Origin of the sequence: Streptomyces sp., from assembly GCF_035644915.1 — a bacterium.
Classification (GTDB): Bacteria; Actinomycetota; Actinomycetes; order Streptomycetales; family Streptomycetaceae; genus Streptomyces.
In genome coordinates this window covers 1-10,885 of sequence record NZ_DASQNP010000133.1, presented here as the reverse complement: position 1 = coordinate 10,885, position 10,885 = coordinate 1, and the positions used below count along the sequence as shown (strand labels likewise).

General features: G+C 73.4%; 10 protein-coding genes. 2 read left to right on the top strand and 8 right to left on the bottom strand.

Annotated elements, in window-relative coordinates; translation table 11 throughout:
• Window positions 1-1,664 (top strand): MinD/ParA family protein (locus VE546_RS15400; RefSeq protein WP_324922603.1); only part of this gene is annotated, 1,664 nt, incomplete at its 5' end.
• Window positions 1,665-1,767: 103 nt separating this feature from the next.
• Here the strand turns inward: VE546_RS15400 and VE546_RS15395 are convergent.
• The 8 genes from VE546_RS15395 to rimP all read right to left on the bottom strand — a co-directional run bounded on the left by VE546_RS15395 (window position 1,768) and on the right by rimP (window position 10,044).
• Window positions 1,768-2,706, bottom strand: a complete 939-nt coding sequence (locus VE546_RS15395) for a bifunctional riboflavin kinase/FAD synthetase (protein WP_324922602.1) — start codon at window positions 2,704-2,706, stop codon at window positions 1,768-1,770.
• Between the two features lie 375 nt (window positions 2,707-3,081).
• Window positions 3,082-3,984 carry a tRNA pseudouridine(55) synthase TruB gene (gene truB, locus VE546_RS15390; protein WP_324922600.1) on the bottom strand — a complete coding sequence of 301 codons (903 nt, stop codon included), beginning with the start codon at window positions 3,982-3,984 and terminating at the stop codon, window positions 3,082-3,084.
• 3 nt (window positions 3,985-3,987) lie between these two features.
• Window positions 3,988-4,452 (bottom strand): 30S ribosome-binding factor RbfA, encoded by a 465-nt coding sequence (gene rbfA / locus VE546_RS15385; protein WP_324922597.1) that lies wholly within the window; start codon window positions 4,450-4,452, stop codon window positions 3,988-3,990.
• A 66-nt stretch (window positions 4,453-4,518) separates the two neighbouring features.
• Window positions 4,519-4,812: a DUF503 domain-containing protein gene (locus tag VE546_RS15380; protein ID WP_324922596.1), complete on the bottom strand. Its 294-nt coding sequence runs from the start codon at window positions 4,810-4,812 to the stop codon at window positions 4,519-4,521.
• A gap of 187 nt (window positions 4,813-4,999) precedes the next feature.
• Window positions 5,000-7,984, bottom strand: a complete 2,985-nt coding sequence (gene infB, locus VE546_RS15375) for a translation initiation factor IF-2 (RefSeq protein ID WP_324922594.1) — start codon at window positions 7,982-7,984, stop codon at window positions 5,000-5,002.
• Between the two features lie 161 nt (window positions 7,985-8,145).
• Complete coding sequence (locus tag VE546_RS15370) at window positions 8,146-8,424, bottom strand: YlxR family protein (protein ID WP_324922592.1); 279 nt, start codon at window positions 8,422-8,424, stop codon at window positions 8,146-8,148.
• A gap of 61 nt (window positions 8,425-8,485) precedes the next feature.
• Entirely contained in the window at window positions 8,486-9,490 is a 1,005-nt protein-coding gene (nusA, locus tag VE546_RS15365) for a transcription termination factor NusA (protein WP_324922590.1), read from the bottom strand.
• Window positions 9,491-9,492: 2 nt separating this feature from the next.
• Window positions 9,493-10,044, bottom strand: coding sequence for a ribosome maturation factor RimP (gene rimP, locus VE546_RS15360; RefSeq protein WP_324922588.1), 552 nt, complete (start codon window positions 10,042-10,044; stop codon window positions 9,493-9,495).
• Window positions 10,045-10,303: 259 nt separating this feature from the next.
• On the opposite strand from rimP, the gene VE546_RS15355 reads away from it, so the two are divergent.
• The gene (locus tag VE546_RS15355; protein ID WP_324922586.1) at window positions 10,304-10,840 is read left to right on the top strand and encodes a hypothetical protein; all 537 of its coding nucleotides are present in this window, start codon (window positions 10,304-10,306) and stop codon (window positions 10,838-10,840) included.
• Window positions 10,841-10,885 lie beyond the last annotated feature (45 nt).

The following is a 10,885-nucleotide window of genomic DNA, read 5'->3' as shown; positions in this document are numbered from 1 at the left end:
GCTACGGCTTCCCCCAGCCCGGACCCCAACCGCCCGCCCAGCCCCAGCCCCCGACCGCACAGCCCCAGCCGCAGCCCGGACCGTCCCAGGCCGGGACGCCCATGCCGCCGCTCCCGGGCGCGCCGCAGGGTGGTTACGGCTTCCCGCAGCCGCCGGCCGTACAGCCCCAGCCGCAGGCGCAGCCTCCGGCCGCACAGCCCCAGCCGCAGGCGCAGCCTCCGGCCGCACAGCCGCAGCCCGGACCGTCCCAGCCGATGCCCCCCGCACCGGCACCCCAGGGCGGCTACGGCTTCCCCCAGCCCGGACCCCAGCCCCCGGCCGCACCCTCGACCGCACAGCCCCAGCCGCAGGACCCCCGTGCCGGTACCGCCTGGCCCGATCCGCGGCAGCAGCCGCCGAGCCAGCCGGGCACCCTCGGGTACACCGCGTCGGTCGAGCTGTCCTCCGACCGCCTGCTGAACCAGAAGCGGAAGCCCCGTCCGCAGAGCAGCCGCGGCGGCGGCTCCCGGTTCCGCATCGGCGCCAAGAAGGAGGAGGCCGAGCGGCAGCGCAAGCTCGACCTCATCCGCACGCCCGTGCTGTCCTGCTACCGCATCGCGGTGATCAGCCTCAAGGGCGGCGTCGGCAAGACGACGACCACCACCGCCCTCGGTGCGACGCTCGCCAGCGAGCGGCAGGACAAGGTCATCGCGATCGACGCCAACCCGGACGCGGGCACGCTCGGCCGCCGGGTGCGGCGCGAGACGGGCGCGACCATCCGCGACCTGGTGACGGCGATCCCGTACCTCAACAGCTACATGGACATCCGCCGGTTCACCTCGCAGGCGCCCTCCGGCCTGGAGATCCTCGCCAACGACGTGGACCCGGAGATCTCCACGACCTTCAACGACGAGGACTACCGCCGCGTCATCGACGTGCTGGGCAGGCAGTACCCGATCATCCTCACCGACTCGGGCACCGGCCTGCTCTACAGCGCGATGCGCGGCGTCCTCGACCTCGCCGACCAGCTGATCATCATCTCCACCCCGTCCGTGGACGGCGCCAGCAGCGCCAGCACGACGCTGGACTGGCTCTCCGCGCACGGTTACGGCGCGCTGGTGCAGCGCAGCATCACGGTCATCTCCGGGGTGCGCGAGACCGGGAAGATGATCAAGGTGGACGACATCGTGGCGCACTTCAAGACGCGCTGCCGCGACGTGGTGGTCGTCCCGTTCGACGAACACCTGGCGACGGGCGCGGAGTTGGACCTGGACATGATGCGGCCCAAGACGCGCGAGGCGTACTTCAACCTCGCCGCCCTGATCGCCGAGGACTTCTCGCGCCACCAGCAGGAGCAGGGCCTGTGGTCGCCCGGCGGGAACCCGCCGCACGTGGCGCCGCCGCTGCCCGGCCAGCAGCAGCCCCAGCAGCCCTACCCCGGCGCCGGTGCCCCGCCGCAGGCGCCGTACCAGCCGCAGCCCGGGCAGCCGTACGCACAGCCCCAGCCGGGACAGCCCTATCCGGGGCAGGCGTATCCGGGCCAGGCCGGGCAGCCGCAGCCCGGTCCTCAGCAGGGCTGGCAGCCCGGCGCGGCGGCGCCGCCGATGCCCGGCCAGCAGTGGCAGCAGCAGCCGGCGCCGCCGCCGGAGCAGTGGCAGCAGCAACAGCAGCAGCCGGAGCAGTGACGGCGGCTGCCGGTCGCCGTACGACGCGGACGGCCCGCCGCTCCCGGTGCGTGCGCCACCGGGGAGCGGCGGGCCGTCGGTCCGTCCGCCCTGCGGGCGGTGGTCAGCCCAGCAGTTCCTTCGCCACCCGCACGTCCTCCGCCATGCGCTCCAGCAGCCCGTCGAGCGTGGCGAACTTCTCCTGGCCGCGGATGTAGGCCAGGAAGTCCACGGCGACGTGGAGCCCGTACAGGTCGAGGTCCACGCGGTCGATGGCGTACGCCTCCACCGTCCGCTCGGTGCCGTCGAACTGCGGGTTGGTGCCGACGGAGATGGCGGCGGGCATCGACTCGCCGTCCACGACCAGCCATCCGGCGTAGACGCCGTCCGCGGGGATCGCGGTGTGCGGCAGGGTCTCGACGTTCGCCGTGGGGTAGCCCAGCTCGCGCCCGCGCTGCGCACCGCGCACGACCACGCCCTCCACCCGGTGCGGGCGGCCCAGCACCTCCGCCGCGCCCTCGACGTCGCCCTCGGCCACCAGCCGCCGGGTCAGGGTGGAGGAGAACGGCTCTCCACCGCCCGCCTCGCCGCGCACGAACAGGTCGACGACCACCACGTCGTAGTCGTACGTCCGGCCCAGTTCCGCCAGGGTCTCCACGGTGCCCGCGGCCCGGTGTCCGAAGCGGAAGTTGGGGCCCTCCACGACCGTGCGGGCACGGAGCTTGTCGACCAGCACCTTCACCACGAACTCGGCCGGCGACAGCCTGGAGAACTCCTCGGTGAAGGGCAGGACCAGGACCGCGTCCACCCCGAGTTCGGCCATCAGCTCGGCGCGGCGGTGGTGCGGGGCGAGCAGCGGCGGGTGGCTGCCGGGCCGCACCACCTCGCTCGGGTGCGGGTCGAAGGTGACGACGACGGCGGGCACGCCCAGCTCACGGGCGCGCTCGACCGCCTTGCCGATGATCAACTGGTGCCCGCGGTGCACCCCGTCGTAGGAGCCGATGGTGACGACGCTGCGCCCCCAGTCCTCGGGGATGTCCTCCAAGCCACGCCAGCGCTGCACAGTGCCCGCTCCTCGCCGAATGCCAGTGGATGGTGCCGGTCCAAGGGTGCCATGACGGTCCCGGCGCTCCGCACGGGCCCCGCGCCCGTGCGGCGGGTCGCGGGGCCGGGACGGCCGGCTCCGGGGCCGGAGCGGGGCGTCCGGGGGAAACGCCCCCGTGCGCGCCGCGATTCACTCCGAGCGCCCGGTCGGCAGGGTGAATCCGGGCCCTTCGGCGGATAAGGAGATAGAGGCACACAGGAGGGGGATCGTGGGGCGGGCACCAGGGATGGTGCCCGCCCCACGGTGCGCCGGCCCGGGAACGGCCGGTTCCGGCGGTACGGCCTCGGCCCGCGTCTCCGCGGCCCCCGTGCGCGAGTCCTCCGGACACGCCCCTCAGACGAAGACGGCCAGGATCCTGGCCCTGCCCTTGTGCTCCTCGACCAGGGCGAGGAAGCGGCCGTCGGGACCGAAGGCGGCCACCGGGCCGGACGGGGTGGGCGGCATGGCGATCCGCGCGCCGTTCGCCAGCAGCCCGGCCCGCCGTTCGTCCACGTCCCACCGGGGGAAGGCGGCCGCCGCGGCCTCCCCGAGGGGCGTGACGGCCAGGGACTCCTGGTGCTGCTCCAGGGTGCGTGCCGCCTCCAGGCCGTAGGGGCCCACGCGGGTGCGGCGCAGCGCGGTGAGGTGGCCGCCGACGCCCAGGCCGGCGCCCAGGTCGCGGGCGAGCGCCCGGATGTAGGTGCCGGAGGAGCAGACGACCGAGACCAGCAGGTCCAGCACGGGGGTGCCGTCCTCCGCGCTCTCCTCGCGCACGTCGTGCACGGTGAAGGAGGAGACGGTGACCGGCCGGGCGGCCAGTTCGACCTCCTCTCCCCCGCGCACCCGTGCGTACGCCCGTTTGCCGTCGACCTTGACGGCGCTGACCTTGGAGGGGACCTGGAGGATGTCGCCGGTCAGCTTGGCGACCTGGTCGTCGATCGCCTCGCGCGGGATGCCGGCGGCCGGGGTGGAGGCGGTGATCTCGCCCTCGGCGTCGTCGGTGACCGTGCTCTGGCCCAGGCGGATGGTCCCGACGTACTCCTTCTCGGTCAGCGCCAGGTGGCCGAGCAGCCGGGTGGCCTTCTCGATGCCCAGGACGAGGACGCCGGTGGCCATCGGGTCCAGCGTCCCGGCGTGCCCGACCCGGCGGGTGCGGGCGATGCCGCGCATCTTGGCGACGACGTCGTGGGAGGTGAAGCCGGCGGGCTTGTCGACGATGACCAGCCCGCCGGGCTCCTGGGTGCCTGTGCGTGCCACGGGTCAGACGTCCTCGCCGTCCGTCTCGCCGTCCTGTTCCTCTTCCTCGCGGACGGGCTTGCGGTACGGGTCGGCGTCGCCCGCGTACGTCGCGCCCGAGGACGCCTGCCGCACCTGGGCGTCGGACGCCTTGGCCTTCGCCAGCAGGTCGTCGATGGTCCTGGCGTTCTCCGGGAGGGCGTCCGGGACGAACGTCAGCGACGGCGTGAAGCGCACGCCGGTCTGCCGCCCGACCTCCGAGCGCAGCACGCCCTTGGCGCTCTCCAGCGCCGCGGCGGAGGCCGCCCGCTCCTCGTCGTCGCCGTAGACCGTGTAGAAGACGGTCGCCTCCCGCAGGTCGCCGGTGACCCGGGTGTCGGTGATCGTCACATAGCCGAGCCGCGGGTCCTTGATCCGCCGCTGGAGGGTCTCCGCGACCACGACCCGGATGCGGTCAGCGAGTTTGCGTGCCCGCGCGGTGTCGGTCATGTGTCTGCTTCTTTCTGTTTCGGATGCGTTCGGTTCGAATGCGCTTCGGTTCCGGTCCGGATGCGCTCAGTCGTCGTCACCGTGAAACCGCCGCCGTACCGACAGCAGTTCCACCTCCGGCCGCGCGGCCACCAGCCGTTCGCACCGGTCGAGCACGTCCGTGACGTGACCCGCGTCCCCGGAGACCGCCGCCAGGCCGATCAGGGCTCTGCGGTGGATGTTCTGTTCCCCGACCTCCGCGACGCTCACCGCGTACTTGCGGTGCAGTTCGGCGATGATCGGGCGGATGACCGACCGCTTCTCCTTCAACGACCGTACGTCGCCGAGCAGCAGGTCGAAGGAGAGTGTGCCTACGTACATGCGATGCGGGTCCAGCCGACCCGTGAGGCCTCGTCCGTGGAGCCCTGCCGACGCCCGGCAGGGACACGAGAACCGTACACGCACCGGTCCTCGCCGATCGACGCAATAACGGCCGGGAGCCCCCCGCCGGGACGGGAGGCTCCGTGGCCGTCACCGGTGGGCCCGCGGGCGGGCCCACCGGTGGGTGTCAGGCGCGGGGCTTCTCCCGCATCTCGTACGTCGCGATGATGTCGTCGACCTTGATGTCGTTGAAGTTTCCGAGGTTGATACCGCCCTCGAAGCCTTCGCGGATCTCGGTGACGTCGTCCTTGAAGCGACGCAGACCCTCGATGGTGAGGTTCTCCGCGATGACCTTGCCGTCGCGGATGAGACGCGCCTTGCTGTTCCGCCTGACCTCGCCGGAGCGGATGATGACACCCGCGATGTTGCCGAGCTTGGAGGAGCGGAAGACCTCGCGGATCTCCGCCGTGCCCAGCTCGACCTCCTCGTACTCCGGCTTGAGCATGCCCTTGAGGGCCGCCTCGATCTCCTCGATCGCCTGGTAGATGACCGAGTAGTAGCGGACGTCCACGCCCTCGCGCTCGGCCTTCTGCGTGGCGCGCCCCTCGGCACGCACGTTGAAGCCGATGACGATGGCGTCGGAGCCGGTGGCCAGGTCGATGTCGGTCTCGGTGACCGCACCCACGCCGCGGTGCAGGACGCGCAGGTCCACGTCCTCGCCGACGTCGAGCTGGAGCAGCGCCGACTCCAGGGCCTCGACCGAACCGGACGCGTCGCCCTTGATGATGAGGTTGAGCTGACGCACCTCGCCGGCCTTGAGCACCTTGTCCAGGTCCTCCAGGGAGACCCGGCGGGTCCGCTTGGCGAAGGCGGCGTTGCGCTCGCGGGCGGCGCGCTTCTCGGCGATCTGACGGGCCGTGCGGTCCTCGTCGACCACCAGGAAGTTGTCGCCCGCGCCCGGGACGCTGGTCAGACCCAGCACCTGGACCGGGGTCGACGGACCGGCCTCCTCCAGGTGCTCGCCACGGTCGTCGAGCATCGCCCGGACACGGCCGTACGCGTCGCCGACGACCATGGTGTCGCCGACCCGCAGGGTGCCGCGCTGGACGAGCACGGTGGCCACGGCGCCGCGGCCGCGGTCGAGGTGGGCCTCGATCGCGATGCCCTGGGCGTCCTGGTCGGGGTTGGCCCGCAGGTCGAGCGCGGCGTCCGCGGTGAGGATCACGGCCTCCAGCAGCTCGTCGATGTGCAGGCCCTGCTTGGCGGAGATGTCGACGAACATGGTGTCGCCGCCGTACTCCTCCGCCACCAGCCCGTACTCGGTGAGCTGGCCGCGCACCTTCTGCGGGTCCGCGCCCTCGACGTCGATCTTGTTGACCGCCACCACGATCGGCACGTCGGCCGCCTTGGCGTGGTTCAGCGCCTCGACCGTCTGGGGCATCACACCGTCGTTGGCCGCCACCACGAGGATCGCGATGTCGGTCGACTTGGCACCGCGGGCACGCATGGCGGTGAACGCCTCGTGACCCGGGGTGTCGATGAAGGTGATCTTGCGGTCCTCGCCGTTGACCTCGGTCGCCACCTGGTACGCACCGATGTGCTGGGTGATGCCGCCGGCCTCGCCCTCGATGACGTTGGTCTTGCGGATCGCGTCCAGCAGGCGCGTCTTTCCGTGGTCGACGTGGCCCATGACGGTCACCACCGGCGGACGCGGCACCAGGGCCTCGTCGCCGCCCTCGTCCTCGCCGAACTCGATGTCGAAGGACTCGAGCAGCTCGCGGTCCTCCTCCTCCGGGCTGACGATCTGGACGACGTAGTTCATCTCCTCGCCGAGGAGCTGGAGCGTCTCGTCGGAGACCGACTGGGTCGCGGTGACCATCTCGCCCAGGTTGAACATCACCTGGACCAGCGACGCCGGGTTGGCGTTGATCTTCTCCGCGAAGTCGGTGAGCGACGCACCGCGCGACAGCCGGACGGTCTCGCCCTTGCCGCGCGGCAGCATCACGCCGCCGATGGACGGGGCCTGCATGGCCTCGTACTCCTGGCGCCGCTGCCGCTTCGACTTGCGGCCGCGCCGCGCCGGACCGCCGGGACGGCCGAACGCGCCCTGCGTGCCGCCACGGCCGCCGGGGCCGCCGGGACGACCGCCGAAGCCGGGACGGCCGCCGCCGAAGCCGCCGCCACCACCGGCACCGCCGGGACGGCCGCTGAAGCCGCCGCCACCGCCGGGACGACCGGCACCGCCCGGACGGCCGCCGCCGCCCGGACCGCGGCCACCGGGGCCCGGACGCGGACCCGCGGCGGGACGCTGCGGCATCATGCCCGGGTTGGGCCGGTTGCCGCCCGGACGCGGACCGGCGGAACCCGCCTGCCCGGCGCCCTGCGGACGCGGCATGTTGCCCGGGGTGGGACGGCCGCCGGGAGCCTGCGGACGCGGGCCGGCCTGACCCGCGCCGGGACGCGGACCGCCCGGGGCGCCGGGGGCACCGGGACGCGGGGCACCGCCCGGCCGGGGCGCCTGCGGGCGCGCCATGCCGGTGGAACCGCCGGAGGTGAAGGGGTTGTTGCCCGGACGCGGACCGGCCGGACGGGCGCCCGGCTTGGGAGCGCCCGGCCGGGGCGCGGCCTGGCCGCGACCGCCCTGGCCCTGACCGGTCGGCGCCGGACGGGCGCCCGGCTTGGGGGCACCCGGCCGGGGCGCGGCCGGGGTGGACGGCGGCGCGGTGAACTCCGGCTTCGCCGGAGGCGTGGGCTGCGCGGGGCCCGGCTTGGCCGGGGTCGGGCGCTGCCCGGGAGTGGGGACGTTCTTCGCCGGTCCCGGGGTCGGGACGTTCTTGGCGGGGGTGCTCTTCGCCGCGTCGGCCGCGGGGGCCGCCGGCTTCGGGGCGCCCGGCTTGGGGGCACCCGGCCGGGGTGCCGCGGCACCCGGCTTCGGTGCGCCGGGCTTGGGGGGCGCCGCCTTGCGCGGCGCGGCGGGCTTGGCGGCGGACTTCTTGGCTCCGCCCGCTCCGTTGCCCGCGTCCAATGCGTCAGTCAGTTTGCGTACGACCGGCGCCTCGATCGTCGAGGACGCCGAACGGACGAATTCACCGAGTTCCTGGAGCTTGGCCATGACGACCTTGCTCTCGACTCCAAGCTCCTTGGCGAGCTCGTATACCCGGACCTTAGCCACTTCGCTCCTTACGGTCCGGGGGGTCGTCCGCCGGACCTTCGCTACTGCATGGGCGTACTCATCGCGTACTCATCGAGTGCTCATCGCAATCTCGACCTACTTCCAACTCGCGAGGTACCTCTCCCGCACGGGGTGCCGTGCGGGCTGTCGTGCTTGCTGTCTTACGGTGTTGCCCGCGGTACTGCCTGGCGCAGTTCCGCGGTATCGAGCGGCCCAGGGACCCGGAAGGCCCGCTGGAACGCCCGGCGGCGGACCGCCAGGTCGACACAGGTCGGTGCAGGGTGCACATAGGCACCCCGGCCGGGCAGCGTACCGCGATGATCGGGAACACACCTGTCCTCGATCAACACCACACGCAGCAAATCGCCCTTGCCCGACCGCTCCCGGCAACCCACGCAGGTACGTTCAGGGCGTGCGCGGGCGCGCGTCCGGCCAGACACTATTCAGTCTACCTCCCCGCGCCGGTTGCGCCGTTGGTGGGGTACGGACGGTTACCGACACTCAGCGCTGTGCTCCGCTCTGCTCCCCACTCTGCTCGGTGTCCGGGCGGATGTCGATCCGCCAGCCGGTCAGCCGAGCGGCCAGGCGGGCGTTCTGCCCCTCCTTGCCGATCGCGAGCGAGAGCTGGTAGTCGGGCACGGTCACCCTGGCCGACCGGGCCGCGGCGTCGACGATGTCGACCCTGCTCACCCGGGCGGGCGAGAGGGCGTTGGCCACCATCTCGGCCGGGTCGTCCGACCAGTCCACGATGTCGATCTTCTCACCCTGCAACTCCGCCATGACGTTGCGCACCCGGCCACCCATCGGGCCGATGCACGCGCCCTTGGCGTTCAGGCCCGGACGGGTGGACCGCACGGCGATCTTGGTGCGGTGCCCGGCCTCGCGGGCGATGGCGGCGATCTCGACCGAGCCGTCCGCGATCTCCGGCACCTCCAGGGCGAAGAGCTTCTTCACCAGGTTGGGATGGGTGCGCGAGAGGGTGACGGACGGGCCGCGGACGCCCTTGGCGACGCGGACCACATAGGTGCGCAGCCGGGTGCCGTGGGAGTAGTCCTCGCCCGGCACCTGCTCCTGCGGGGGCAGGATCGCCTCCAGCTTGCCGATGTCGACGAGGACGCTGCGCGGATCCTTCCCCTGCTGGACGACGCCCGCGACGATGTCGCCCTCGCGGCCGGCGTACTCGCCGAAGGTGATCTCCTCCTCGGCGTCCCGCAGCCGCTGGAGGATGACCTGCTTGGCGGTGGTCGCGGCGATCCGGCCGAAGCCGGAGGGGGTGTCGTCGAACTCGCGCGGCTCGGCGCCCTCGGGCAGGTCCTCCGGGTCCTCCTTGGCCCACACCGTCACGTGCCCGGTCTCGCGGTCCAGCTCCACGCGCGCCTGGCGGCGGCTGCCCTCGGTGCGGTGGTAGGCGATCAGGAGGGCGGCCTCGATCGCCTCGACCAACAGGTCGAAGGAGATCTCCTTCTCCCTCACCAGGCCCCGCAGGGCACTCATGTCGATGTCCACGGCTACGCCTCCTCCTGGCTCTCGTCGTCAGAGGCCGCAGCCTGACGTGCCTTCTCGGTCTTCTCGGCGGCCTTCCGGTTGAACTCGATCTCCACCCGGGCCCTGGCGATCTCGGTGAAGGCGAGCCGGCGGGCGGTGGGCTTGCGCCCCTTCACGCCGGGCACCTCCACCTCCACGCCGTCGTCGTCCACTCCGGTGATCCGGGCGACCAGTTCGCCGCCGCCCGCCTCCTCGGTGAGCTGAGCCTTGATCAGGCGGCCGAGGGCGCGGCGGTAGTGCCGGAGCTCGGTCAGCGGACGGTCGGTGCCGGGCGAGGTCACCTCCAGCACGTAGGGCGCGCCGCCCATCACGTCGGTCTCGTCCAGCGCCTCGGACGCCGCGCGGCTCAGCTCGGCGCAAGCGTCGAGCTGCACGCCCTCGTCGGAGTCCACCACAACGCGCAGGACGCGCCTTCTCCCGGCCGGGGTGACGGTGACCTCTTCCAGATCCAGGCCCCTCGCGGTCACGAGCGGCTCCAGCAGACCTCGCAGCCTCTCGCTCTGGGTGGTGCTCATCCGGGTGACTCCTCGGCCGCGTGTGCTGTTGTGGGAAACATCCAGTCCTGGGGGTTCGGGGGTCAAGCCTATCGTCTGCGGCGAGCCGCGCCGACCAGAAGATCGGAAGGCGCTCCGCCGGGCGGCCGTCCCCCGCACGGGGTACGCGCGGGGCGCAACGGTGACCCGCCTCGGGGGACCGTGCGAACACGGGTACGCTCGCAGGGCGGTGATCACCGCTGTACCCACACACCACCGAACCACTCCCCAGGGAGCGCCCGTGCCGATCGACTCGCGTCCGCGCCGGCGGAGCCTGCTGGCCGCCGGGACGGCGGGTGCCGCGCTGCTCCTCACCGGATGCTCCGGTTCCGGCGGCACGCGACGGGCCGCCGAGCACGAACTCTCCTCCCGCGCGGAGGGGCTGCGGCGGCACGCGGCGCGCGACAGCGCCGACCTGCTGGCCCGCTACGACCGGACCATCGCCGCGCACCCCGGCCTCGCCGGGCGGCTGGAGCCGCTGCGGGCGGACGTGGCACGGCACGTGAAGGCGTTCGGCGGCACGGCGGACCGCGGCGGCACCGGGCGCCCGGGCGCCTCCGCGTCCCCGGGGGCCGCGCGGGACGCCGGGACCCCCGGGGACGCGGAGGTGCCCGGGGACGCCCGGCGCGCGCTGGCCGCGCTGGCCGCCGCCGAGCGCGCGACGGCCGGCGCCCGCACCCGGGCGCTCCTCGACGCCCCGCCCGAGCTGGCCCGGCTGCTCGCGTCCGTCGCGGCGGCGGGGGCGGTGCACGCGTACCTGCTCACGGACGGCGAGTGATGACCCGAACGACGACCCCGGCCACCCCGGCCGCCCCCCGCTCCC

Coding starts and splice junctions, on each gene's coding strand:
- rbfA (WP_324922597.1), bottom strand. CDS start 4,452: ATGACCGACACCGCGCGGGCACGCAAACTCGCTGACCGCATCCGGGTC.
- VE546_RS15380 (WP_324922596.1), bottom strand. CDS start 4,812: ATGTACGTAGGCACACTCTCCTTCGACCTGCTGCTCGGCGACGTACGG.
- rimP (WP_324922588.1), bottom strand. CDS start 10,044: ATGAGCACCACCCAGAGCGAGAGGCTGCGAGGTCTGCTGGAGCCGCTC.